38 protein-coding genes are annotated in these 23,394 nt (G+C 62.4%); 34 read left to right on the top strand and 4 right to left on the bottom strand.

Going from position 1 to position 23,394, the window contains the following annotated elements; all coding sequences use genetic code 11:
• Positions 1 to 6 precede the first annotated feature (6 nt).
• The 32 genes from ACIOHC_RS35850 (at position 7) to ACIOHC_RS35695 (ending at position 19,102) form a co-directional block, all read left to right on the top strand.
• The gene (locus ACIOHC_RS35850; RefSeq protein WP_401845663.1) at positions 7 to 1,098 is read left to right on the top strand and encodes a hypothetical protein; all 1,092 of its coding nucleotides are present in this window, start codon (positions 7 to 9) and stop codon (positions 1,096 to 1,098) included.
• A gap of 118 nt (positions 1,099 to 1,216) precedes the next feature.
• Entirely contained in the window at positions 1,217 to 1,522 is a 306-nt protein-coding gene (locus tag ACIOHC_RS35845; RefSeq protein ID WP_401845660.1) for a hypothetical protein, read from the top strand.
• A gap of 21 nt (positions 1,523 to 1,543) precedes the next feature.
• Positions 1,544 to 1,921, top strand: a complete 378-nt coding sequence (locus ACIOHC_RS35840) for a WhiB family transcriptional regulator (protein WP_401845893.1) — start codon at positions 1,544 to 1,546, stop codon at positions 1,919 to 1,921.
• Entirely contained in the window at positions 1,846 to 2,925 is a 1,080-nt protein-coding gene (locus ACIOHC_RS35835; protein ID WP_401845657.1) for a hypothetical protein, read from the top strand. The genes ACIOHC_RS35840 and ACIOHC_RS35835 overlap by 76 nt, the downstream gene beginning before the upstream one ends.
• 19 nt (positions 2,926 to 2,944) lie before the next feature.
• Positions 2,945 to 3,292, top strand: coding sequence for a hypothetical protein (locus ACIOHC_RS35830; RefSeq protein WP_401845656.1), 348 nt, complete (start codon positions 2,945 to 2,947; stop codon positions 3,290 to 3,292).
• Positions 3,293 to 3,592: 300 nt separating this feature from the next.
• Positions 3,593 to 3,808: a hypothetical protein gene (locus tag ACIOHC_RS35825; protein ID WP_401845653.1), complete on the top strand. Its 216-nt coding sequence runs from the start codon at positions 3,593 to 3,595 to the stop codon at positions 3,806 to 3,808.
• The gene (locus ACIOHC_RS35820) at positions 3,805 to 4,179 is read left to right on the top strand and encodes a hypothetical protein (RefSeq protein WP_401845652.1); all 375 of its coding nucleotides are present in this window, start codon (positions 3,805 to 3,807) and stop codon (positions 4,177 to 4,179) included. The genes ACIOHC_RS35825 and ACIOHC_RS35820 overlap by 4 nt, the downstream gene beginning before the upstream one ends.
• A 101-nt stretch (positions 4,180 to 4,280) precedes the next feature.
• Positions 4,281 to 4,826 carry a hypothetical protein gene (locus ACIOHC_RS35815; RefSeq protein ID WP_401845650.1) on the top strand — a complete coding sequence of 182 codons (546 nt, stop codon included), beginning with the start codon at positions 4,281 to 4,283 and terminating at the stop codon, positions 4,824 to 4,826.
• Entirely contained in the window at positions 4,823 to 5,560 is a 738-nt protein-coding gene (locus ACIOHC_RS35810; protein ID WP_401845647.1) for an exonuclease domain-containing protein, read from the top strand. Before ACIOHC_RS35815 ends, ACIOHC_RS35810 begins: the two co-directional genes overlap by 4 nt.
• On the top strand, positions 5,557 to 5,877 hold the full coding sequence (locus tag ACIOHC_RS35805) for a hypothetical protein (RefSeq protein WP_401845646.1): 321 nt from the start codon (positions 5,557 to 5,559) through the stop codon (positions 5,875 to 5,877). The genes ACIOHC_RS35810 and ACIOHC_RS35805 overlap by 4 nt, the downstream gene beginning before the upstream one ends.
• Positions 5,870 to 6,076, top strand: a complete 207-nt coding sequence (locus tag ACIOHC_RS35800) for a hypothetical protein (RefSeq protein WP_401845643.1) — start codon at positions 5,870 to 5,872, stop codon at positions 6,074 to 6,076. Before ACIOHC_RS35805 ends, ACIOHC_RS35800 begins: the two co-directional genes overlap by 8 nt.
• A gap of 46 nt (positions 6,077 to 6,122) precedes the next feature.
• Positions 6,123 to 6,698, top strand: coding sequence for a hypothetical protein (locus ACIOHC_RS35795; protein WP_401845642.1), 576 nt, complete (start codon positions 6,123 to 6,125; stop codon positions 6,696 to 6,698).
• A 114-nt stretch (positions 6,699 to 6,812) separates the two neighbouring features.
• The gene (locus ACIOHC_RS35790) at positions 6,813 to 7,097 is read left to right on the top strand and encodes a stage V sporulation protein S (RefSeq protein ID WP_401845639.1); all 285 of its coding nucleotides are present in this window, start codon (positions 6,813 to 6,815) and stop codon (positions 7,095 to 7,097) included.
• 84 nt (positions 7,098 to 7,181) lie between these two features.
• Positions 7,182 to 7,496: a hypothetical protein gene (locus ACIOHC_RS35785; RefSeq protein ID WP_401845638.1), complete on the top strand. Its 315-nt coding sequence runs from the start codon at positions 7,182 to 7,184 to the stop codon at positions 7,494 to 7,496.
• Positions 7,497 to 7,498: 2 nt separating this feature from the next.
• Positions 7,499 to 7,678: a hypothetical protein gene (locus ACIOHC_RS35780; RefSeq protein WP_401845635.1), complete on the top strand. Its 180-nt coding sequence runs from the start codon at positions 7,499 to 7,501 to the stop codon at positions 7,676 to 7,678.
• A 3-nt stretch (positions 7,679 to 7,681) separates the two neighbouring features.
• On the top strand, positions 7,682 to 8,089 hold the full coding sequence (locus ACIOHC_RS35775; protein WP_401845633.1) for a hypothetical protein: 408 nt from the start codon (positions 7,682 to 7,684) through the stop codon (positions 8,087 to 8,089).
• 100 nt (positions 8,090 to 8,189) lie between these two features.
• On the top strand, positions 8,190 to 8,546 hold the full coding sequence (locus ACIOHC_RS35770; protein WP_401845632.1) for a hypothetical protein: 357 nt from the start codon (positions 8,190 to 8,192) through the stop codon (positions 8,544 to 8,546).
• Position 8,547: 1 nt separating this feature from the next.
• A complete protein-coding gene (locus ACIOHC_RS35765) occupies positions 8,548 to 8,763 on the top strand; it encodes a hypothetical protein (RefSeq protein ID WP_401845631.1) in 216 nt (71 codons plus the stop codon).
• A complete protein-coding gene (locus ACIOHC_RS35760; protein WP_401845629.1) occupies positions 8,763 to 8,972 on the top strand; it encodes a hypothetical protein in 210 nt (69 codons plus the stop codon). Before ACIOHC_RS35765 ends, ACIOHC_RS35760 begins: the two co-directional genes overlap by 1 nt.
• A 12-nt stretch (positions 8,973 to 8,984) precedes the next feature.
• A complete protein-coding gene (locus tag ACIOHC_RS35755) occupies positions 8,985 to 9,902 on the top strand; it encodes an N-acetylmuramoyl-L-alanine amidase (protein WP_401845627.1) in 918 nt (305 codons plus the stop codon).
• Positions 9,903 to 9,975: 73 nt separating this feature from the next.
• Positions 9,976 to 10,287: a hypothetical protein gene (locus ACIOHC_RS35750; RefSeq protein WP_401845626.1), complete on the top strand. Its 312-nt coding sequence runs from the start codon at positions 9,976 to 9,978 to the stop codon at positions 10,285 to 10,287.
• Positions 10,284 to 10,988 (top strand): collagen-like protein, encoded by a 705-nt coding sequence (locus ACIOHC_RS35745; RefSeq protein ID WP_401845624.1) that lies wholly within the window; start codon positions 10,284 to 10,286, stop codon positions 10,986 to 10,988. The genes ACIOHC_RS35750 and ACIOHC_RS35745 overlap by 4 nt, the downstream gene beginning before the upstream one ends.
• 220 nt (positions 10,989 to 11,208) lie before the next feature.
• Positions 11,209 to 11,934, top strand: a complete 726-nt coding sequence (locus ACIOHC_RS35740) for a LysM peptidoglycan-binding domain-containing protein (RefSeq protein WP_401845622.1) — start codon at positions 11,209 to 11,211, stop codon at positions 11,932 to 11,934.
• Between the two features lie 40 nt (positions 11,935 to 11,974).
• Complete coding sequence (locus ACIOHC_RS35735; RefSeq protein WP_401845621.1) at positions 11,975 to 12,469, top strand: hypothetical protein; 495 nt, start codon at positions 11,975 to 11,977, stop codon at positions 12,467 to 12,469.
• An 8-nt stretch (positions 12,470 to 12,477) separates the two neighbouring features.
• Positions 12,478 to 12,789, top strand: a complete 312-nt coding sequence (locus ACIOHC_RS35730; RefSeq protein WP_401845619.1) for a hypothetical protein — start codon at positions 12,478 to 12,480, stop codon at positions 12,787 to 12,789.
• A 275-nt stretch (positions 12,790 to 13,064) separates the two neighbouring features.
• Positions 13,065 to 14,060: a hypothetical protein gene (locus ACIOHC_RS35725; RefSeq protein ID WP_401845617.1), complete on the top strand. Its 996-nt coding sequence runs from the start codon at positions 13,065 to 13,067 to the stop codon at positions 14,058 to 14,060.
• Complete coding sequence (locus tag ACIOHC_RS35720; protein ID WP_401845614.1) at positions 14,057 to 14,593, top strand: 3'-5' exoribonuclease domain-containing protein; 537 nt, start codon at positions 14,057 to 14,059, stop codon at positions 14,591 to 14,593. The genes ACIOHC_RS35725 and ACIOHC_RS35720 overlap by 4 nt, the downstream gene beginning before the upstream one ends.
• Positions 14,590 to 15,081: a hypothetical protein gene (locus ACIOHC_RS35715; RefSeq protein WP_401845612.1), complete on the top strand. Its 492-nt coding sequence runs from the start codon at positions 14,590 to 14,592 to the stop codon at positions 15,079 to 15,081. The genes ACIOHC_RS35720 and ACIOHC_RS35715 overlap by 4 nt, the downstream gene beginning before the upstream one ends.
• On the top strand, positions 15,081 to 16,604 hold the full coding sequence (locus tag ACIOHC_RS35710) for a hypothetical protein (protein WP_401845611.1): 1,524 nt from the start codon (positions 15,081 to 15,083) through the stop codon (positions 16,602 to 16,604). The genes ACIOHC_RS35715 and ACIOHC_RS35710 overlap by 1 nt, the downstream gene beginning before the upstream one ends.
• Positions 16,605 to 17,195: 591 nt before the next feature.
• Positions 17,196 to 17,561 (top strand): hypothetical protein, encoded by a 366-nt coding sequence (locus ACIOHC_RS35705; protein WP_401845610.1) that lies wholly within the window; start codon positions 17,196 to 17,198, stop codon positions 17,559 to 17,561.
• Between the two features lie 14 nt (positions 17,562 to 17,575).
• Positions 17,576 to 18,097 carry a hypothetical protein gene (locus ACIOHC_RS35700; RefSeq protein ID WP_401845608.1) on the top strand — a complete coding sequence of 174 codons (522 nt, stop codon included), beginning with the start codon at positions 17,576 to 17,578 and terminating at the stop codon, positions 18,095 to 18,097.
• 486 nt (positions 18,098 to 18,583) lie between these two features.
• Positions 18,584 to 19,102, top strand: a complete 519-nt coding sequence (locus tag ACIOHC_RS35695) for a hypothetical protein (protein ID WP_401845606.1) — start codon at positions 18,584 to 18,586, stop codon at positions 19,100 to 19,102.
• A 51-nt stretch (positions 19,103 to 19,153) separates the two neighbouring features.
• Here the strand turns inward: ACIOHC_RS35695 and ACIOHC_RS35690 are convergent, their stop codons facing one another.
• From ACIOHC_RS35690 to ACIOHC_RS35675, 4 genes are read right to left on the bottom strand one after another with little or no spacing between them, the layout of a single operon-like run.
• Positions 19,154 to 19,309 carry a hypothetical protein gene (locus tag ACIOHC_RS35690; RefSeq protein ID WP_401845604.1) on the bottom strand — a complete coding sequence of 52 codons (156 nt, stop codon included), beginning with the start codon at positions 19,307 to 19,309 and terminating at the stop codon, positions 19,154 to 19,156.
• A gap of 1 nt (position 19,310) precedes the next feature.
• Entirely contained in the window at positions 19,311 to 19,835 is a 525-nt protein-coding gene (locus ACIOHC_RS35685) for a hypothetical protein (protein WP_401845602.1), read from the bottom strand.
• A gap of 7 nt (positions 19,836 to 19,842) precedes the next feature.
• Positions 19,843 to 20,682 (bottom strand): hypothetical protein, encoded by an 840-nt coding sequence (locus tag ACIOHC_RS35680; RefSeq protein ID WP_401845601.1) that lies wholly within the window; start codon positions 20,680 to 20,682, stop codon positions 19,843 to 19,845.
• Entirely contained in the window at positions 20,679 to 20,861 is a 183-nt protein-coding gene (locus tag ACIOHC_RS35675; protein ID WP_401845600.1) for a hypothetical protein, read from the bottom strand. Before ACIOHC_RS35675 ends, ACIOHC_RS35680 begins: the two co-directional genes overlap by 4 nt.
• A gap of 261 nt (positions 20,862 to 21,122) precedes the next feature.
• Here ACIOHC_RS35675 and ACIOHC_RS35670 point away from each other — a divergent pair, with 261 nt between their 5' ends.
• Positions 21,123 to 21,296, top strand: a complete 174-nt coding sequence (locus ACIOHC_RS35670) for a hypothetical protein (RefSeq protein WP_401845597.1) — start codon at positions 21,123 to 21,125, stop codon at positions 21,294 to 21,296.
• A gap of 113 nt (positions 21,297 to 21,409) precedes the next feature.
• A partial coding sequence (locus ACIOHC_RS35665; RefSeq protein WP_401845595.1) for a recombinase family protein occupies positions 21,410 to 23,394 on the top strand: 1,985 nt, incomplete at its 3' end.

The raw sequence follows: 23,394 nt of genomic DNA, 5'->3' as shown, positions 1-23,394 counted from the left end.
TGTCTCGTGCCACTCAGCAAGGAAGCGCTCGCCACACAGGCGCAGATCAACAAGAAATTCGGCGAGGGCACACTCGTACTCGCCTCCGAGGTACCCGAACGCAAGCCGCTGACGACTGGCTCACTGAGCGTGGACATCGCCCTCGGCGGAGGCTGGCCCTCCAACCAGTGGTCCGAGGTTGTCGGCCGGGAAAGCTCCTCCAAGACCTCCCTCGCCTACATGACGCTCTTCGCGAATCAGCAGCGAGACCCCGACTTCATGGCCTTGTGGATCGCTGCCGAGGCGTACAACACGAAGTGGGCAGAGAGCCTGGGAGTCGACAACTCCCGCGTCCACCTGGCCTCCACCAACAACATGGAGAAGGCCTACGAGATCCTTGTACGGTCGGCCGACTCACGCGCCTACGACCTCCTTGTCCTCGACTCCTACCCGGCTCTCGTAGCCGATCAGGAAGAAGAGAAGGACATGCAGGACATGGTCGTCGGACTCGGTGCCCGTCGCACGGGGCAATTCTTCCGCAAGGTCGGGTCTTCCATGGGCCGCAGTCTCGTCAGCGAAGAAAAGCCCGTTGTCGGACTCTTCATCAACCAGTTCCGCAAGGCTATCGGAACCTTCTCCCCCCAGGGCACCCCGAACACCACCCCGGGCGGAGAAGCCAAGAACTACGCCTTCTACTCGCGGCTGGAACTCACCCGCACCGAGTACATCGACGAACCCATTCCCGGAAAGAACATGAAGCGCCGGGTTGGACAGGTCGTCAAGGCCAAGGCCATCAAGAACAAGCAGTCGGCACCTCACAAGGTCGCCAACTACGACTTCTACTTCGAGAACGCTCCCCAGCACGGATTCCGGGCCGGAGAGCACGACCGCGTCAAGGAACTCGTCACCCTCGGCGTCCTCTACGACCTGATCGAGCGCCGGGGAAGCTACTTCGACCTCGCCGGAGAGCGGTACAAGGGGGCAGAACCGATGCTCACCGCGATCCGCTCCGACCTCACCCTCCAGGACGAACTGGACGCGTCGATACGCGCCACCGCCCTCGGGGACTCCGGAGCCACCCTCAACGAGGTCGAGGACGACCTGGAGGAGGCCGCATGAACTGCCCCTGCGGCCGACAGCACGCCTCCTGGTGGGGAAGGTTCGTCACGGCCCCGAGCTGCTCCCTGACGCGAGCTGACCGCGCCTTCTACGAATTCATGGCCTTCGGACAGCGCTGATGGTCACCGACGGCCAGCGCAAGTCGCGCAATCAGGAGAAGGCCTGGGCAGCCAAGGTCGGCGGCAAGGTGAACCCGGGCAGCGGGAACGGCTGGCGCCACAAGAACGACGTCCGTACCGAGAAGTACTCCGATGAGCTCAAGTACACCGACAAGAAGTCGTTCCCCCTGAAGCTCGCCGACCTCATCACTGCCGAAAGGAACGCTCTTGCCGACGGCAAGGACATGCGTTTCGTCATCAACCTGGGTGGTCGGAACTGGGTCCTGGTCGCCGACTATACGTTCGACACGCTCCTGGAGGAATAGGCCTTGGTGCTCTACTCCCGGATGCGGGCACCGGATTGGTCCGGCGAGGACGACCCACTGAGAGCAGCTAAATGCCGTTCACTTCCCGTGCCCGTGCCGGGGAAGGACCCTTTCTTCGACAACGAAGACCACGCAATGGCCGTCTGCAACGGGGACGATACCAGTGCCGAAACAGTAAATGCCGGAGCCGTCTGCCCGATGCGGAGTGAATGCCTGATCTTCTCACTCCTCAATCACGAGGGTGCCGGGGTCTGGGGCGGCATGCTCTATCACGATCGCATGAACATGAAGCGCAACCGCGCACTGTCGAGGAGTGACTGGGTATGGCATCCTCCAACGCCAAAGGTCCCAAAGCCAGCAAGGGACGACGCGGATCCATCCGAGTCACTGGCGGCCTGAAGAGCATTGCCGCTGCACAGAAGTACAACGAGTCCGAAATTCTCGGGCCGGTACAGAAGCACGTCATCGCCAAGAACAACCAGGACAACTCCCGGCGCCAGGACATCATCCACCCCTCGGAAATGGCCCACGGCGACTGGTGCCCCAAGGCGACCTACCTCCGCATCAAAAACCTGAGAGATGGGGGCACGTACACCAAGGAGTCATTCGGGTTCCAGTCCCTCAACATCTTTCAGCATGGCCATGAGGTCCACCACAAGTGGCAGACCTGGCTTTCCGAGATGGGGATCCTGTGGGGGGACTGGTCCTGCAAGGAATGCAATTCCTCCTGGTCCTGGACATCCAAGCGCCGATGCCCGCAGTGCGGCAGCTGGTTCGTCGTGTACGACGAGATCCCTCTGAGCGCTGAAGAGGAACTCCTCATAGCGGGAAGCGCGGACGGAGGCGTCGGCACCTCCTTCATGGAGTTCAAGACGGTGGGCGCCGGAACTCTCAGATTCGAGGAGCCCGAACTCCTCAAGGCCCACACGCACAAGACGGTCGACGGCAAGACGCTGGTGGACTACGAAGGCCTTTGGCGTGGCATCAACCGGCCCTTCTCCAGCCACCTCAAGCAGGGGCAGATCTACCTCAAGATTGCCGAAATCAGAGGCCTCGATGTAAACCGCGTCGTCTACATCTACGAGTCCAAGTTCAATCAGGGCACCAAGGAATTCGTCGTCAAGCGACGAGAATCCATCATCACCCAGCTCCTGAACTCGGCCGCAGAAATCAAGAACGCCCTAGACGACGGCGGACCCGTACCGGCCTGCCCCAAGGGCGGCTGCAAGCACTGCGAACCGAAGAAGGCAGAGGAGAAGAGCAGTGGCGAGGAGAGCCCGGCCGTCCGCCGAGGAGCCCAGGAGCATCGCACAGAGAGCTCTGACAGCCCTGTACGGCGAAGGACTGTCCGTAGGGGACAAGCCCCGCGTCGTACTACCCGACCTGTACGACGACCTGACTGAGCTGACCGGAAACCGGCTGATGAGCCTGATGGTCGACTTCGTCAACTGGACGACCTACGCAGGCGGACAACTGGCCATCGCAGCCGTCAACGAGAAGGAATGCGAAAGCCACCTCGCAATCGCCCAGGCCCGCGCAGCAGTTGCCGCCAGGACCGAGAAAACCGTGGCCGCTCAAAAAGCCATGGCTGCGGATGACCCGGAAGTCCAAGAGGCAACCGCCGCTCTCACCGAGGCATACGCCCGCCGGAAGATCCTCGAATCCGTGCACGCCGGACTCGAAGCCAAGGGCAAGGTGATCTCACGAGAACTCACCCGGCGTACCGGTACCAGCTCACTGGAAAACCGCAGCGGAAAGTGGGGGACCTGATGACTCTCATCGAACTCATGAAAGCTGCCCTCGCCGCCATGACAGTCAGCCTGACTCTCATATCGGTGCTCTGTGCACTCGAAATCATCGCCAGCATTCAGGATCGGAGAAACCAGTGAAGGTCACGCTTCTCCCCGCAACCGAGGTCAACCTCCCCCAGACCCAAGAGGCCACGAGCGGTGGCAGCTGCGACTGGTGCCCCGGCACGTTCGGCGCGGGAGACTTCGTAGGCCACCTCGCGGACGACACTCTCATGTGCCCGTCCTGTGTCGTCCTGCACCGAGATCTGGCCGTGACGGCATGAGCCAGGAAGACGCGCCGTCCCTTGCCGACCACGTGGCCCAGGCCATCCGTATTCACGACGGGGCCCACGACAAGGGAGCCGGACAGCTCGCAGAGATCGCGCTGTCTGCCGCCGCTGAATTCTTCCGCCGCAGGGCTGACTCAGCACCAGACGCCACGTCGCGGACTCTCCGCCTGTACATGGCTGACCAACTCGACCCGGAGGTGCAATGAACATCCCCGAGAACTACAGAGGGATTCCTGTTCCGCCGCGACTTCGCCAGTACTGGAACAAGCCGACCGGGCGCTGGTGGCGGCAGGGTATCGACGCGGCAATTGACGCCGCACCCTTCTACGTCGAGCCCGGCCAGGTCTACGCCGACAACGACTACCGCATGGACGGCCGGACCCTCCGCGTCGACAGGGTGGAGAACGGCGTTGCCCACTGCACCGTGCTGACGAACTACAAGCACGTGGACGAAATGATCGCGAACGAGCACACCAACGAGCTGGACAAGGTTGGAACCACAACCCAGATCCGGACCCGCCGCTTCACCGCAGACGCACGCGGCTACCGCCTGCTGACGGCGGAAACTCACTCGTAGAACGGCCAATCATGCTGCCATCCATAGCTATTCACGGACTGAAGGGTGTCGGAAAGGACACCGTAGGCACGTACATCGAAAGGCGACACGGATATGTCCCCGTGGCCTTTGCCGATGTCCTCAAGCTGTATCTGGAGCAGGCCAACCCGCTCGTGGTCCGTGAGCGTGATCACGCCACCGTGCCGCTGCTCCTGCTGCTGGACGAGCACAACGGAGACTGGGACGCCGTCAAGCGGGAGAACCCCCATGTCCGGCAAACGCTGACCAGTTTCGGGCACGGCGCCCGAATCGTTTTCGGGATCGACTTCTGGGCCATGCGATTCCTGGACATGTACCAGGTGTTCCTGGAGGAGCACGTCGGTGAAGCGGTGGTGCCCACAGTCATCACCGACGTCCGCTACGGGAACGAGCTGGACATCCTGCGCAACCGTTTCGGGTCGGACTTCCTCGCGATGAAGATAGTGCGACCGGGGTACGCCCCCGACGGCCATCCTTCCGAAGATGGACTGCCCGACGAGTTGTTCGACATCGTCATTGAGAACAACGGATCTCTGAGCGACCTCTACACGTCGGTCAATTCGGCGCTTGCCCTGAACAGTCTGGCGCTGAGTGAGGCCGCGACGACGGACATGGAGCGGATCAAATGAACTGGTGGGAAAGCGAGTTCGCCGCCTTTGACCTGGAGACAACCGGGACCGACCTCGAAGAAGCCCGCATCGTGACGTCATGCGTAGCCTGGATCCGAGGAGACGGCACCGTCCGGGATGCGTGGTCGGCGCTCGTTAACCCCGGCATCGAAATCCCGACGAGTGCCAGCGACGTCCACGGCTTCACCACAGAATTGGCCGAGGCAGGACTCGATCCACAGGACGCCCTCCCCGGAATTGTCAACGCCCTGTCCGACGCCCTGGGAATGGGAATTCCGGTCGTCGCCTTCAACGCCCGGTACGACTTCACCATTTTGGACCGGGACTGCCGCCGCAACGACGTACAGACCCTCAGCTCCCGCACAGCTAACGTGGTACGCCCCATCCTCGACCCCTTCGTCTTGGACAAGGCTGTCGACAAATACCGCAAGGGCAGGCGCACTCTTTCCACCATGAGCGAGCTGTACGGGGTGGAGCTGACCAACGCTCACGACGCCACCGCTGACGCCATCGCAGCCGCCCAGGTGGCGCGGGTCATCATCCGCCAGTACAAGGGCCTCCAGATGCCCGCTGAGCAGCTCCACAAGGCGCAGGAAGTGTGGGCCAGGCAGCAGGCCGTCTCTCTGGAACGCTATTTCCGGGAGAAGGACGGCAACCCGGACATCGTCCTCGACAAGGCGTGGCCGATCGTCCCCACCGAGGAAGCACTGACCGACCCGGAGGTACCGGCATGAGCCGCCTGCGACGCGAGACCCTCGCGGACCACCCCACGCCGCCGTCCACTCCTCTCGAAGCCCTGGCGCACGCTCTGGCAATCTACGCGTCCTTCCCCGACGAGAAGGTCCTCATCACTTGCACCACCTGCATCTACCCGGGAACGCCGTGGACCGGTCTCCGGCTCGGAGACCTGCGACAGCTACTCGCCGACCACGCGGACGCCATAGCGGAGAACGTACGCGCCATGGACGACGGCGTAATCCACATGAGCGGACGCCGAGTCACAGACGTGGATCTGGTCGCAGACTTCATCAAGAAAGGTGCGCATGGGTGACACCCGGAAAGTAGTTGTCCTGAGCGTGACTGCGACGTTCGAAGGTGACTACTACGACGCCAGTGAATGTCCGGCCATGCTGGAATGCTGGATCGACCGTGGCTTCGAGGACCGCGACAACTTGAGGGGCTGGTCCGTTGAAACCGTGTCCGTCACCGAATCCCCCCTAGAACTGGACAAGGAATCCAGTGCGGTTTAGTGCGACCATGACCGGGATGAATTCCTGACCAAAACGGCGGTACACCATGACAGATGCTTTCATCGGGATCGATCAGTCATACGGCGGGTTCTCCATCGCCATCTGGGTTCCCGAGCGCCATCAGATGGAGTTCAACCTCAAGGCGTTCCCCGCCCAGAAATACGGACAGGGTGTCGACCGGCTGAAAGCAGTCTCCGAGAATATCGTGAACGTCTTCAACGGCATCTACGAAAAGGATCTGGAGATAAAGCACATCTGCATGGAGGGATACGCCCGGAACAGCAAGTTTCGCCGGGAGGAGGCAGGGGAGCTCGCGTCAATGGTCAAGATGACCCTCTCCGTCGCAGCTTCTAAGCCGGTCTCCTACCCCACGGTCGTCGCCCCGACCCAGCTGAAGGTCTTTGTCACCGGAAACCACCGGGCGTCGAAGGAAGATATGATTGCCGGAGTCAAGGCGAAGTGGAACGTCGAGACGCGGAACGACAACAACGCAGACTCCTGCGGACTGGCGCACATCGCTGAAGCGCTCCACACCGGCACGTCCCACGCACCCTATGAGGCTGACGTGCTCGGGAATCTCAAGCCACACACTGAACGGTTCCCCGTAGCTATTGCTGCCTGACCTCGCAAGACCAAGCCCCCGGCGTCCCCGGGGGTTTTCTGCGTGTATTAACACGAAGCCAGGTGCTCCCAATATCCTCAAGAAGTGCATTCGTGAGAAAAAAGGGAGCAACAAATGGGAACCGACAACGGTAACGAGAGGGTTTTCCGGGTAGGGACCAACACTCCCACCAAGGAGCTCGGAGCAGCCATCGCCCACGCCATCTATGACGGCAAGGACGTCGTCATTCGTGCTGTGGGACACGGAGCCATCGGCCAGGCAGGAAAGGGCATCGCCGTCGCCGAAGGACACGCGGCCAAGCAAGCGGTGCGACTCAAGACCAATTTCGGGTTCTTCACCACCACCATGCCGGACGAGAAGGAAGTCTCCGGCCTCCTGATGCGAGTCGGCCGTGACTGAGACCGTAAACTGAAGCTGCCAATCATCGGAATCCTCACCCGTACTCGCGTCAGAAGACCAGGCCGCAGTCGAGGAGGAAATACCGTGGCCAGTCACAACCTTTCATCCGGCCAGTTCCCCACCATGGGGGAATCCGCCATCTCCGTGAACTACCGACAGGCGGACCCGGGCAAGCTCGTGCCCCGCAACATCGGCAAGGAAGTCGCGGAGCCCGCGACCGCAGTAGTCCGTCCCCAGGTCCAGGAGCGCTACGGCCACGTCGGCGCCGTGCAGGTCTTCCGCGACTTCTCGAACGCGCCCGAGGCATCCGCCACCGAACGCAACGTCAAGCCGATCGGTGCCAGTCACAACTCCCGGGCCGAATTCGACACACGACGCTGCTACAACCACGAGGTCTGATCATGCTGAACAACCTCAGCTCGCAGCAGTTCACGCCCCCGACTTCCACCAACGCCGCAGGAACCTCCGTCAACGGGCAGGGAACCAGCCGCTCCCAGGCAGCCAGCACGGGCAAGTCCGGCGGCACGACAACCGTCATCTCGATCAAGGGGTCAACCCCCAGCATCAGCACGAGGGCTTGACTGGTGGACGGAGATCTGCGCGAGTGTCGTAGCTGCCACCAGATTTTTCCCATCTCGACGTTCAAGGGACGGGGGAACAGGAATCCGGGACAGCGGCACACGATGTGCAATCGCTGCCTGTACGTCAGGTACACCAGGCCTGCCGCCGATAAGAAAACAAAGGAAGTTCAGGACTACAAGGTTCGGAAGGGATGCGTGGATTGTGGCTACAACAACCATCCGGCCGCCTTGGAGTTCGACCACCTTCCGGAGTTCGTGAAGAAGTTCAACATCATGGAGAAGGTGGGCAGCTACTCCATGAAGAAGATCTGGGAAGAGATAGCCAAGTGTGATGTCGTGTGCGCCAATTGTCACGCCGTCCGAACCAATGAGAGGAGGGCTCGTGTCGAAGTATCAGACTGCTTCGTATAACCCCCCGCTTCAGCAGGGCCATCCTGGGGCTGAAGTTCGGTCCGGTGGTGGCGGTGGGTTCCCTGTAGTAGGGGCTCGAAGTGCACTAGATATGCGGCGGATGATGCAGTCGGGGTATACCCCCGATGCTGAGTACCCCGATGGCTACCTCGCCACAGGCACCGGCCGCCACCAGGACAAGCTCCTCCAGTCCTACGGCACCAACGTCCGCTACGACCGCCCCTACGACAGAGGCGTGCACAAGGGCGACAAGGTCGACCGGGGCGATTACGACTGGCCGTCATGGCTCACGCCGATGTCCGGCATCGAGCGGCAAGCCCGAACCCAGCAGCGATTCGCACCACGAGGACGCCCAGCCGACACGCCCAGCATCCCGGGATCCAACGCCAGCCCCCACAACTCCGGCCCCCAGCAGTCGACGGCCGACCTCGCCAAGTTCGCACCTACCTGGAGGTGACATGACCAAGCGCGCAGTAACTCCCGCCAAGCGGATCAACGACCGTCGTCGTTCCGGCGTAGGCGACAACGTGGCGTTTACCGCCCGCCTCGGCGCCGGAGGCCTCGGCGCAGGCAAGCGACTTTCCACGCTCGTCTCCCCGGCCATGGCCCAACACCAGTACACCAACCGAGGCGCACGGCACGTACGAAACGGATCAGGAAAGAAGACGGTCTGATGGCACTTCCCCCGCAGCGGCCCATGAACCGGGAACTCGACACAGGCATGACCGAGGGCACCTACAAGCGCCGGGCACCCAACCGGGGCGGCTTCGTCGAGGAGACCACGAACATTGCCCGCGAGCACCTCTCATCCATCAACTACAGCATCGCCGAAACCTCCTGGCCGAGCAGGCCCGACGAGTCGTACACCCTTCGCCACCAGTAAGGAACTCTCTTCATGGCAACCCCGCTGACCGCCGACCAGCAGCTCGCCGCCTTCAAGAACGCGGGCTGCAAAGTCGTCGAGTACAAGGACTGGCGTACCCACAACCGGAACCACAAGGGTCCCTGGGGACCAGTCCACGGAGTGGTGATCCACCACACGGTCACCGAGGGCACCGCGAACTCGGTCGCTCTCTGCTACAACGGGCACTCCGAGCTCCCCGGCCCGCTCTGCCATACCGTCGGCGCCAAGGACGGCACTCTCTACATGGTCGGCTGCGGCCGAGCCAACCACGCAGGTCTCGGAGACGCGGGCGTACACAACGCGGTCATCGCGGAGGCAGCCAAGCTGCCTGTCGACAGAGAAGCCAACACCGACGGCAACCGCTACTTCTACGGCATCGAACTCATCAACCTCGGCAACGGCAAGGACCCCTGGCCCGAGGCCCAGGTAGACGCCGCCGCCCGCTGGGCCGCAGCACTGTGCCGGAAGCACGGCTGGTCCGCGAAGTCCGTGATCGGCCACAAGGAATGGCAGCCAGGCAAGATCGACCCGACGTTCGACATGAACGCCTTCCGCGCCCGGGTGCAGCGCATCCTTGACGAAGCCGAACCCGCCAAGCCCTTTCCGCCCAAGCCGAAGCCCAAGTCGATCGTTGACCTCTCCCGGCTGATATCGGCCGCGAAGAACGACCCGCCGAAGAAGGGCACCCCGGTCAGTTATGCCGGGGTCCGGGGCGTTGAAGACGCCCTTGTAAAGGAGGGCCTGCTCAACAAGACGTTGGCCGACGGCCACTACGGTAGCGCGACCAAGGACGCATATTCAGCCTGGCAACGACGGCTCGGCTACCGAGGAACGGACGCCGACGGAACGCCAGGACGAACCTCACTGATCAAGCTCGGCAGCAAGTACGGCTTCACCGTACAGAGTTGAGACAGTGCTACCAGCCCAGCACGGGTAGCACCTCGACTCCTACAGGTCGCCAATGACCGACGGGATCCCGTAGATGAACGAAACCGCCGTCACTCTGGTGGGCGCCCTCCTGGCGTTTGCCGGAGTGCTGGCCACCGCCGTCGTCGCGTACGTAGGGAAACGCGGAGAACTGTCCCTAAGCGGCCTGAATAGCCTGACGGATCAGCTCCAGGAGGAGCGACTCAGTATGAAGCAGGAGCTGGCCGCCACGAAGCAGGAGCTGGCCGACAGAACAGCCGAGCTGAATGCCGCACTGGCGCAGGAAGCCGCTCGTCGAGCCACCGCCGAGGCTGAGAACGCCCGCCTGCGCGGCATCATCGTTCAACTAGGAGGCAATCCCGGATGAGCCGCACACAGCGCTTTCTGGCCCGGCGGTGGCGTGGCACAGCCATCCTCTTCGCGATCGTCGCCCTTTTCGGGGTCGCCGTGATCCTCTGGGCCCGGATCGACACGGCAGACCGCAAGGCAAAAGAACTCGCAACAGAGGCTGACCTTCGTGGCAACGCTGTCTCCACACTCGCTACAGACGTTCGCAAACTGCGCACTCAGCTGAAAGCAGACGGCAAAACCCCCGTCGCGCCTGACCCCACCAAGGCAGTTTCGAATCTTCCCGACCGGGCGGCTGTTCCGGTACCGATCCCCGGCCCCAAGGGCGACAAGGGAGACGCCGGAACACCGGGACCGGCCATCACCGGCCCACCGGGAACTCCGGGAAGGCCCGGCCAGGATGCCACCGGAGCCCCTGGAGTCGCTGGCAAGGATGGTGTCAATGGTCACGACGGTGCGCCCGGAAGAGACGGCGCAAGCGGCAAGGACGGCGTGAACGGAAAAGACGGGCGAAACGGGCAGCCCCCAGCCGGATGGACGTACACCGATCCGCAAGGAGTCCAGTACGCCTGCTCGCCCGTGACCAACTTCGACCCCGCGACCCCGCGCTACACCTGCTCGGCAGTCAGTACCACACCCGCACCAACCCCCAATCCCAATCAGTCCAAGGGCACTGGGCTGACGGCGATGTGGCTGCTTTCTGACCGTCGGCGCATCTAGCAGGCCAGGACTTGGACCCCGAATTCAGCACCGGAAAGAGCCGCAACTGTCCTGGTCGCGCCAGGGATTACCCGGATCGGGAAGATTCCATCAACCGAATTGAGCAAGGACTGGGTACATCCCCACACCCCTGGCGCTGTTACGGTAGGGGAGTTCCGAAAAGCCGGACACAGATCCGGACGCGTCGGAGGGCACCTTGTCCCCGACGTTTGGAATGCGTATGTCCCGCAAGACTGCTGCCCTTCTCAGTGTCATCGCCCTGTCCAGTCTCGCCCTCACCGGCACCGCCAACACGACGGCGCACGCCTCCGAGAAGCCCCGAGCACAGGTCACGGTAGAGACCCCCACCGACACAGAGAAGCAGGCAAAGCCGGACGAGCAGAAGCCCGCCTCCTACACCATCAAGAACGGCGACACACTCACCGGCATCGCGGATGAGCACAACCAGAAGTATTCCGACCTCCTCGGCCGCAACAAGCAGTTCTGGGCCCACCCCGACCTGATCTATCCCGGCGAAACGGTCCGTCTCACCGGCACTGTCCACAAGGTCCCCGCCCCCAAGCGCCCTGCGAACACCGTCACGGCGCCCAAGACCCAGACGCAGCCGCCGAAGAAGTCCAGCGCCACGCATACACGGACCGCCCGCTCCGCACCGGCCAGCGGCTCCCCGAGGGCCTACGCCCGCTCCGTGCTCGGCGCCTCCCAGTTCAGCTGTCTCGACGCCCTGTTCGCCCGGGAAAGCGGTTGGAACGTGTACGCCACCAACTCCAGCTCCGGCGCATACGGCATCCCCCAGGCACTGCCCGGCTCCAAGATGGCCTCTGCCGGAGCCGACTGGCGAACCAACGGCGTGACCCAGGTGAAGTGGGGAATCCAGTACGTCAACTCCCGCTACGGCTCCCCGTGCGGCGCCTGGAACCACTTCCAGCACAACAACTGGTACTGAGCACTAACAGAAAATCGGCACCCCTGAATAGGCTTTCCACATGGCTGAAGAAATCCGCATACTCCGTTGTGATCAGTGCAGGACCCTGGAAGAGATCCCCGACTACACGGGAGACCCGAACCGGGATCACGTCCTCAAGGCACTCATTGCCAAGAAGCACACGACGGAAAGCGGAATAACCCACGTCGGGCAGCTCATGAAGGTGGAAAAGAAGCACTGGGAATCCCCCGCCACCCGCAAGGAGATCCTGCGCCAGCTAGGCAAGGAGACCACTGGCCTCGACCCCGAGGCATACCTTGCCGACGCAGCATTCCGGAGTGACGCCATGGAGTGCTGGAAGAAGCACCTCCGGGTCACCGAGTGCTCCGACTACAAGGCCGCAGACCGGCGCCTCACGCCGAACACGGCCAAGGAGCGCAAGGAAGCAGGCCTCCCGAAGTACCGCGCGGAACAGGACGTCTACCTCTGCGACTTCTGCCCGGCCAAGACAGCCGCCCAGGAAAAGCACTTCACCAAGCTCGGACTCTACAAGTAGGAGACATCGTGGCAATCGATCTCAGCGACCTCAAGGACGGCGGCTCCACGGACACCCGCGAGCCCATCGAGGTCGAAGCAGCCTTCCTCGTCATCTTCCGTGGCGGCGGCATCGTCCAGGCCAGCACCGACATCAACGCCCCGATCATCCCTGCACGGGCGGCGACAGTCGACGAGATGGAGATGGCCGCCCACAAGATCGCGGCCGATATCCAGGCCACCAAGACCGCCCAGGTCGTCCAGATGAACATGCAGCACGCCGCACACGCCGCTATGCAGCAGGCGGAGGGCCAGCGAATCGCGCAGTCGCTGAATATCTAGTGACCAAAGAAGTAGAGCACAGCTATCTCTGTGCAGGCTCCGAGTGCCCCGGAACCTACGACGAATGCTGCGGGGACGAAAGGTGCATCGGCTGCGTTCCCGCATGTTGCCCCTGCTCCTGTCACTACGGCAAGGTATGCGTCTGCGGCCGACCATACGATCCGCCAAGTCAATAGCCTCAGTATCTCGCTGCCGCCAGGCAGCAGAGAAACCCCTTCATGCGTACCGGCTGTACGCATGAAGGGGTTTCTTGTGTGTCCAGATAAACTCGGAGCATGTCAAATCATCCGTACTTCGTCGAACTAGCTAAGCGCCTTTCCGTAACGGAGATACCTGAGTTCCGAGACGGTGCATCCGGCTACTTCTCCAAGCCACGTAAAAACCTGGACCCGGCCCTTTTTGACGCTGCGTACGACATGCATCCAGCAGTTCGAGCGCATATCCTCACAACGCTCTACCAGTTCTGGACAAAGCGTGGCTACCGGGAACCTGGAACCTGGGCCACCACCTGGCTGGCCGGGTCCGGCGCTTCCTACCAGTGGGCGGGCGACCGAGGACACGGCGACGGAGACCTTGACATCCTCGTCGGCATCGACTGGGACACCTTCTACCTCACCAACCCCCTCTGGAGCGGAGTCGGGCTCAACCAGATCATCGACCGTATGGATGACGAACTCCGTCACCTGCTCTGGCCCCGCACCGCGCACACCAAATTCGGGGGCCGCACATACGAAGTCACCTATTTCGCCAACAAGAACTCCAGCGATATCAGGGACATCAACCCCTACGCCGCCTACAACGTCACCGATGACGTCTGGACCGTGCGTCCCAACCCGGCCACCGCGTACGACGCGGATCCGGGCGACGCTCAGTGGTACGCCAACGTCACCCGCGACCTCGAAGCCGCAGTCATCATCCGGGCCCGCGTCACCAAGATCCTCGGCGACCTCCAGTACCTCGACGGCGCCTACTGGACCAACGCTATGACCATGCTCGCCACCGAGGTCAATTACGCCGTCGGCCTCATGAACGAGATCCACGGCAACCGCCACAAGGCCTTCGAGAAGCCCCTAGGAAACGGATACTGGGACTTCAACAACTGGCGCTGGCAAGCGGACAAGAGGAACGGTGTCGTCGGCGTCCTCGCCGCCATCGAACGCGCCCACAGGGACGCAGAAGAAGCCTCACAGACGGTCGTTCACGGGGGAGTGCTGGCGACGGCCGACGACCTCACCATCCGGGCCGCCATGCAGTACAGGAACGTCCGATGAGAATTTTCTACGATACGGAATTTCGCGAGGACGGCAGGCTTATCGACCTCATCTCCATCGGCATGGTCCGCGACGATGGCACCCAGTACTACGCCATCAACCGCGAGTGCGACTGGCACGAGGTCGTGCGCCACGACTGGCTGCGCAAGCACGTCGTCCCTTACCTGCCGATACGGTTTCCCAGCGAGAGCAGCAACATCTGGATCTGGGACGAAACACACCACGACTACGAAGCCCTGCGCACACGGAAGCAGATCGCACACGAGGTCCGTCGGTTCATCACCGACACCCCCAAGGCCGAACTCTGGGCCTGGTACGGCGCGTACGACCATGTGACGCTCGCCCAGCTGTACGGTCCGATGATCAACCTCCCTTCTGGAATTCCGATGTGGACAAATGATCTGAGGCAGGAAACCGCTCGGCTAGGCGACCCACCGCTCCCACCTCAGATGTCCTGCGAACACAACGCCCTCGACGACGCCCTCTACCTTCGTTCATGCGCACAAGAGCTTGACGCTTTGGAGGCAGCATGAGAAGCGTCGTCATCTGTCTTAACGGAGTACTGCGCCCGACCACACACGCCGACGGTATCGATCCAGTCGGCCGCCAGCTCTACGAAGCCCTCACTAAAAAATTCCGCGTCATCATCCTCGACGAAACCCGCGAGGCCGACACGGAACACTGGCTCGGCGTGCACACAATTTCCGGCTACGCCAAGGCATATACCCCCCCGATCGATTTTGCGCCCAGGACAGTAGCAGAAGGCCGCCTCCGCATGCTCGCAGCCATCCGCAACACCGACGGCGCCGACCTCGTCATCGAACCAGACCCCACCTGCGCAGCAGAAGAAATCCGCGCCGGATACACGGTGATGCTCTACGCCTCACCCCAATACCTCCTGGACATCTGGCACCCCGACTCTCCCAAGGAGCCGCGCCCCTGGGACGACATCGTGAACGAGCTCAACCGCCAGAAGACAGCCAAAGCGCTGGATACCCGGCTCAAGGAGAACGACGACTGATGCTCGACCTCTACTACGGCGGCTGCGAAATCAACGCCTTCGGGAAGCTCCTCGAAGACTTGGGCGCCCGCACCGTATCCATCTCCTACATGGGCCTGCGCCGACGCATCAAGCACCTCGACAAGATCGACCTCGCCGACCGATTCGAACCCGACACCTTGATCCTCCTGGACTCCGGTTGCCACACCATCAATAGCGCTCCGGACAAGCAGTACAGCGACGAAGAGCTCAAGGAAATCGCCGCTGAGTACGACACCTTCATCGAGCGCAACATCGACCGTATCCACCGCTTCGTCGAGTTCGACGCACAGCAGCTCGGCACCGCATGGATCATCGACCGGCGCGGCAGGGACAAGGAGATCACCGTCTGGCACGAGGAAGACGGGGTGGAAGTCCTCACGGACCTCGCAGCCGCCCACCGGCCTGTGGGCATCACCGGCACTTCCCTCGGTGACCAGAACCTCGCCCCGCTCTTGAACCGCCTGACCCGGGAACACGAGGTGGAGCTCTACGGGCTCGGCATGTCCAAGCCGGAACAGATGGCCGCCATCACCTGGACTGGCGTCACAAGCACCAGCTGGCTCTCACCGGCCAAGTTCCACGACCTCATCGTCTGGACCGGCAACGAACTCAAGCGATATCCGAAAAAGAACCGCGAATCCGGTAAACGACGACACCGAACTCTATTCCGTGACATAGGCCTCGACACCGACCTCATCGAGGACGACGACAACTCCGAACTCCTCAAACTCAGCGCCTGGTCGTGGATGCAGCAGGTCGCAAAGCTCAACGGCACCACTGCCACCGCCAAAATAGTAGCTAATTCAGCAAACACCCCCACTGAGCAATCTACGGAAACCGTCCAGGGAGGTGTTGCTACCAAGCGAAGCCGAATGCGGAATTTCGACCTGTCAACTAATCAGCACAAGGAGCGCTCCAAGCGCCCCATCCCAGGCATGGCGGTCACCGAGAAGGAAGAGAACTACACCGACCCCGGCGGCACTCGACGAACCCGGAAACTTCAGATCGTCAGCTCCACCAGCGAGTCACTGCTCAACTGCACCGGCTGCCACATGGCAGGCTCCTGCCCCGAATTCGACCCCGGCTCCGAATGTGCCTTCGAGATCCCGGCCGACGCCAACACCCCCGAAGAACGCAAGGCGCAGATGAACTACCTCATCAACCGCCAGTTCCGCCGCACCGCATTTGGCCTGGTCACAGAGGAAGTTGCAGGTGGATACCCCGACGCCAACGTCTCCCGGGAAATCGGCCTCTACCAGAAACTCCTCAAGTCCCAGCACGACATGGAAACCGAGGGATTCAGCCTCACCATCAAGGCCAACCAGTCAGCATCCTCCGCCCAGGCAGGCGCCGGAGTGCTCTCCAGAATCTTCGGCCGCGAACCCGTAGCGCCCAGCAACACCCCTGAGCTCCCACCTGCCGTGCCCCAAAGGTCAGCTCAGGAACAGATGGGACTACCCGTGATGGACGCAGAGATCGTCGGCGAGGAGGCAGGACAGTGAGTAACCATTTCAAGGCCCACACGGTCGTAAACGAGGGTGGTGCGCAAGAAGTGGTCTGCCGCACGTGCCACGGCACCGGAGAAGACTCCCGCACCGACGGCGCCGACTGCTCCGCCTGCTGGGGCGATGGCACACTCCTCGTCCAAACGCCCTACTAGTCCGTTACGTTGATGCCGGACTCCGCCGTCTGACATGATGTACATGCCGGTCCCGACTGGTATCTCGCGAGGCAGCCGGGCACCGCATGCGTAGGCCAGTGTGCCTCGACTCTCTAACGAGGAGCCGGGCCACACTGGCCTACTGCTCTCTCGGTCGTCAGGAGGATCTTGTGGCACCCATCCCCAGCCCTCGGGCGAGCTACCTCCCGCAAACGCGTCAAGAGGCCGGGAAAACCCTGCTTGCCGCAGCGCTCGACCACCTGGCATCCCTTGAAGGGAAGCTCGCCCGCGAGGGAGGAAGCCTCAGCAAGGACGAGGTCAGTGTCCTGCGGGAGCATCTCCAGGGAGCAAAGGCAGAGGTCAAGAACTGCAAGCGGTATATCGCGGCCGGGTGCCCGCGCGTCAGAGAAACCGCCTAAGCGAGGGAGCGGGCATGAACAAGAAGATCGCGGGGTCAGTCGCCCTGCTGGCGATCATCGGGGGTGCGTTCATCTACAACTCGGCCCGCGCCGACGATACGGACCCCTGGTGCAGCCGTACGTCCTGGATCCGGTCAGCGTCCAGCACGTACTACTACCTTTACCGTAACAACGACCATTCCCGGGCAGAGATCGCGAAGTCGGCCGACTATGGTGGCCAGCTCATGACCGCCTATCAGGCGTCCATGGACGAAGGCCGACTCCCGCACGGAATCGAGAGCGACCTCAAGGCGTGGTCCCTGTCCCTTCAGGAAGAGATCGAAAACGGGGGGACAGTCGCTACCCGCACCGACAGCGTTCTCAAGAACTGCACCAGCTGACCACAAGGGAACCCATGAAGCACCGCAGACCCGTCCTCGTTGCCACCGCGATAGTGGCCACCCTCGCACTCACCAGCTGTGGTGGCAGCGGCAACGAGGACACCAAGGCCGCCCCGAGCAACACAGCCACCGCAGCTCCTAAGGCCAAGCCCGCCGAGGATGACGCGGCTGCCAAGGAGAAGGCGTTCGAAGACGCCAAGGCTAAACTGGACAAGGCCATCCAAGACGCCGACGGCGCCATGGGGGAGACCCTCGGAGTCCAGCCCGGTACCTACGAGGTCACCGAAGATTCGCCGGACTACGAAGACCCCCTCAAGGCACTTGACGACGAGTACCTCGCCCCGGGCACTTACACAACCAAGGGACCGGCCGACGGCTCCATGGGCTGCTACTGGGAACGAATGAAGGACGCCTCCGGTGATGCCAGCTCCACTCTCGCCAACGACATGACCAGTGGCAGCGCCATCGTCCGCCTCAACGAGGGCGACTTCTTCAAGACCTCCGATTGCAAGCCATGGGTCAAGCAGACCAGCTGACCAAGCAACACACGGAGCGCCAGCCAAGGCTGGCGCTCTCGGCATGTGGGCAGCCGCTCGGCACCACTGAGTGGTCACTTAGATAGTGACAATCTTCGGTGTTGCCAACTAGTCTTCCTGCATGGACCACACGCACGTTGCGGACATTGACGATGTCCGAGAATTTGCTGCCACCCTGCCCGCCCGCTACATCCGGTGTCGAGACGGCGGCCACAGCATGGCCCCTCATGACGCGTACCCGCTCGAAGGCGGGGGGTACATGCGTATCCGCAGATGCAGGAGCTGCCGCGCACTACGTCACCAGGAGCTCGACAGCGAGTACAGGGTCCTCAGCAGCTCCTACGACTACCCCGACGGCTACGTGGCAGAACGCGGGACCGGTCGGATCGACAGTGAGGGGCGTTGTATCATCCGAGGGGTTGCCTTGCTGGCAGAAATGGAAGCCGCCGCTAAGCGCCAGGGGAGCATGCAGTAATGGCTCGCGACATGACCATCGTGCACTGGTGTGACATGTGCGAGAAGCTTGAACTCCCCAAAATTGCCGCTGTAGCTGTACGGCACCTTGCCATCGACGGCGGCCCGCGCAAGCGATACGACTTCTGCGCTCCTCACGACGTCCAGCTTCGGCCGTGGATCGCCCTCTACGAGGAGGCAGGCGTTGAGATGGAGAGGCGCGGCAAGCAACTGGAAGCGGTCTCAGCGCTAGCCATCGAGCAGGGGCCCACACAGGTGGAGGAAGAGGAAAAGGTTTGGGTTACATGCCCCCTGGACCACCAGTCAGGAAAGACGAACCCTCGCCCGGTCGCGTACAAGTCCCGCTCCTCCCACGCCAAGGCTGCACATGAAATCGCAGTCTGGGAGATCAAGTGGGGTGACCCCGACGGCGTGCTTACCTTCCCCTGCACCTCGCACAAGGAGTGTAAGGAAACCGGCCTGGCGTTCACTAACGTGGCAGGCTGGCACCAGCACAACCGCCTCTGCCCGTTGGACCGCATTGACGTCTGACCCCAGAAACACAGAAAGCCCCCGACCGAAATGGCCGGGGGCTTTCTGCGCTCAGTGCTCGTCTTCGTCGTCTTCTACTTCTTCGTAGTACCAGTCTGCGATGCGGGCACCCGGTGTTTCATGAACCAGGGGCGACACGGTGCTGACCCACTCGCGCCGCGCGTTCTCATCCTTGACTTCAGCTTCGAACGTCAGTCGAACCTTCATGCTACTTCCCCTCGATCTTCTTCAGCTCGTCCAGCAACTGGAGAACCAGTTTCTGGCGGTCGGGAGACAGCCGGATTGATCCCGCCACCGTGGCGTAGTGACTGGTGACGTCTTCATACACCTCAGTCAGCGGCCACCCGTTATAGCTTGTCAGTAGAGCGTCCGTGAGCGCTGCCGCAGACGAGTAGCAACTACCCGCGTTCTCCCCGTTCTCCTCCGTCTCCCACTCGTACAGCTTTAGCAGGCGGTTATTCGCTGACAGCACCTTGGCCTGACTGTTGATCGGCCGGATCCGCTGGAGCTCACGCCGGAAGTCAGAGTAGAACTGCTCCTCTTCGGCCCGAATGCGCAACACCTCGATAGCCGAGTTGGCCATCAGCCGCAGCACCTTGCGGGCGATCTTGTCGTCCGTGAACCGGTTGACACCCCCGGCGGCCGTGTCCTCCGGAATTTCGGGGAGCCACTCCTGCTTCTCGCGATGTTCCAAGTTGATGTAGAAGACGATGAATTCGTGCAGTGTGGGCATCAGAGCCTCACTCCAATCCGGCGGGCCACTCGACCAGCTTGATGTCAGTGCGGAAAATCTGGGCCGTGACGTCGGTGTGCTCCATCATCACCTTCCACGGCTTACAGAAGGAGCAGAGCTTCACGACCATCTGGTAGCGCCCACCATGCGTGCGGTCTTCTCTGCCACTACGGGGCCACGTAGCTGGATCCCGCAGCCTCTCCACCGCGTCCTTGGCCCGCACAGGGTCGTCCCCCGCGCCCCGCCTACGAGAGCAGCCCACCAAATGCACCCGGGCAATGTGTCCCGACTGCTTCCGGTCATCCAAGTCCCCCGGTGGATAAAGGACGAGGGAACGCGGACCGAACTGCGCATCCAACACTGCCTGTCGCTTTGCCTCCCGCGCCTCCGCCCACTCCTCAGCCGCCTTCCGGTGACCGGCCAGAGTTACAGCCAACTCACCCATACGAGCCAGCTGCTCCTCCTGAGTCGGCTTGAACTCAGCAAACGCGGCGGCAAGAAACCGCTGCGCTGCTTCCGCCTGCTTCTCGTACTCGACCTTGGCAGCACGAACCATTTCTACGTACTCGGTCTCGGCGCGCTTGTACTTGTCGAAGTCAGCCCTCCAACGAGCGATCTCCACCTCGCTGGCTTGCACGCCTCCCTCTCCGTCAGCGAACTCAGGTGTCTCGCCCTCGTAGGTCCAGAGGTACAAGTCGTTGGGGTCCTCGACTTCTCCCTCGATGGTCCACGGCACTAGACCGCCCGGAATCCTGATGGCCTCCGGACGGAGATCCTCAGCCTCGTTAGCCCAGCCGGACTGACGTACGAGTTCGTGGAACCGACGTTCGTTGTCCTCGTTACTCATGAGTGCTTCTCCTCAATATGCTTGGCCGCAGCGCGGATGAAGTCAGTGATCTTGGGCGGCCACGGGGAAACGTCTTCGCTCTCCATGCAAATGGGGCACTTCACGTAGTAGCTGATTTCCTCGGTGGCCTCAGGGCTGGCCTCGACTTCAAAGTCTTCGGGCTTCAGGGGTGCAGACATCAATGCTCCTAATCTCCGTGCGTGATAATGCCGCTGATGATGAGGCCCAGGCCCGTGACCATGCTGACCACGGCCAACCGGTACTCCTGGTGCTTCCGGGCGTACAGGAGGGCGCCGAGCCCAACTCCCAAAAGCAGGATCCCGCTCCCCAAGAGCCACTGATCGGTAGTGCTGAACGTTGTCACCCATGCTCCTAACAGATTTTCGCGGAACCTAACTAGGCTCGCCCCAGGAACAAATACTCGGGGCAAGGGGAGTGGGATGGCATCCCAGGATATGGCAGAGGTCGTGCCTCTGTTTGGGGAATCGGACACTGCGGACGACGTCACCGTCTCGTGGACACCGGCCGAAGAAATGGACCAGGGCGCGTACCGGCGGCTCCTGGAGCTGCTGTTCCTTCCGCGCAACCAGCAGCCCAAGGACGAAGCGGCGTAACTGCGGCCCCCAGGCAGGCTGTTGCGCGCTAGGATCTCTCCACACAACGAGCGACCCCGGCAGCGAGGGCACGCCAGCCGGGGTCAGCCAGTCACAGTGGAGATGAGACTGACATGAGTAATGCTCTCACAGCTGCCATCGATGCGGTCGCGCGGACCGCTAAGTCCTCCAGACTCCGTGCCGTCGACTACCTCCGTGTCTCGACCGCCGAACAGGCCAAGGGCTTCGGCGTCTCCTACACGGGCAAGAAGACCAAGAGGCACATGGAGAAGAAGGGCTGGGAGTACGTCCGCACCTACGCGGACGAGGGCTACAGCGGCAGCCTCGACCACACCCAGCGCCCCGACCTCAAAACCCTGATGGCGGACGCCCGGCAGCAGCCGCGCCCGTTTGACATCGTCGTGGTACCCGAGGAGCGAGCCATCGGCCGCCGGGACCGCGCGTTCTGGCCCTGGGTCTGGGAGCTCGAAGACCTCGGAATCTTCGTCGCCATCGTTCGTGGGGACTACGACAACACGACCGAAGAAGGCCGCTCCCGCATGCGCAAGGAGCAGGACAAGGCCGAGGACGAGCGCATCACCATTCGAGACCGCACCCAGGGCGGAGTCCAGGAGAAGGCCGAAATGGGCGGCCACCCTGGAGGAGTAGCCCCCTACGGCTACCGCATCGAGAACCAGGGGATCAAGGGCGAGAGCCGTCTCGTGCTGGACAAGGGAGACGAGAAGGCCGCCTACTCCCTCCTGCACCGGGCGTACACCCACATCGTGGACGAGGGCAAGAACCCGGGCGCGGTGGAAGACCTGTTCAACGCCGAGGGGATCCACGGACCGTCCAAGGACTACTGGCCCAGGGGGTCCATGCGCCACGCACTGACCAGCCGCGCTGTCCAGACGGCCAAACGGGTCTACCGCGACCCGACTCAGCCCGGCATCCGGCTTGACGCCGACGGGAAGCCTCTTTTCGGCGAGACCGTGGACATCGAGCTGGAGCCCGTCTTCACCGAGCTGCAACTGGCGAAGCTCAACAAGGCCCTGGCCCGCACAACTCGCCAGGTCTCCGGCGAGGAGGCCGTACACCCGCTCAGCGGGCACCTCTTCGGAATCTGCGGAAGTCACTACACCGGAGTTAGCCGCGTTGGCCGGGCATCCGTCCGTGCCTACAGGTGCACCGGAACCAGCAACGACTACAAGAACCCCAAGAAGCAGAAATGCCACTGCTCGCAGATCGACGCTGAAGCGGTAGAGAACCGTGTGTGGACCGAGGTGTGCAAGCTCCTGGAAGACTCGGAGCGCCTCAACGGCATGGCCAACGACTGGGCCGATATCGCAAAGGCGAACGGTGTCGACTACGAGGCCAGAATTCTGGACCTGAATAGTCAAATCGAGGAGCTCGACGACGCGATCGACGTCACCATGGCCGTCGCCGCTCGCCAGGCTGCACGTAAAAAGCTTGGGCGCAAGGAAGCAGAAAAGGCCTGCGAACGGGCTGCCAAGCCGCTCAATGATGATCGAGACAAGCTTGTGGGGCTTCGCGATGAGGCCATTGCCTGGCGGGATGAAGTTGAGGTCGCACTAAATCGGGCGAACGATCTGGCGGAGCTTGCCAATCTGGCACGCACCAAGCTCTTCAGCATGTCCCCTGAGGACAAAGCCGAGGTTATTCACCTGCTCGACCTCAAGGTCAGCATCCGGGGAGAAATCCCGAGGAAGACTCGTAGCGACGACACTGTTTCCGCCTGGTTCGCAGAGCGAGACCGTGTGGTGCCTCTGCTCACTGATGAGGCATGGGCACTCGTCGAGCCTCTCTTCAAGGCCCGGATGGGCCGGAAGCTCACGGATCCGCGCGGCCTCCTGGACTCGATGCTCTACAAGGCACGTACCGGCTGCGCGTGGTCTGCTTCCCCTGTGCCGGGCGCTCCGAGCATCTGGGCCCGCTGGGTCAAGTCGGGGTTCTGGGAGGCGCTACAGGAGGCTCTGGCGGCCTCACCGGGCACTCCTCCGACCTCCGGCATCGTCCTGCCGCCGCTGAAGATCGAGGGCCGCATCGACCCCCGGCTCTTCATTGGCGACGATGTGTCACCTGAGGGAGAGGGTCCGTT

It is taken from the genome of Streptomyces sp. NPDC088252, from assembly GCF_044740965.1.
Classification (GTDB): domain Bacteria; phylum Actinomycetota; class Actinomycetes; order Streptomycetales; family Streptomycetaceae; genus Streptomyces.
The sequence above is the reverse complement of the archived record's forward strand: the minus strand, read 5'-3'. Positions and strand labels throughout refer to the sequence as shown.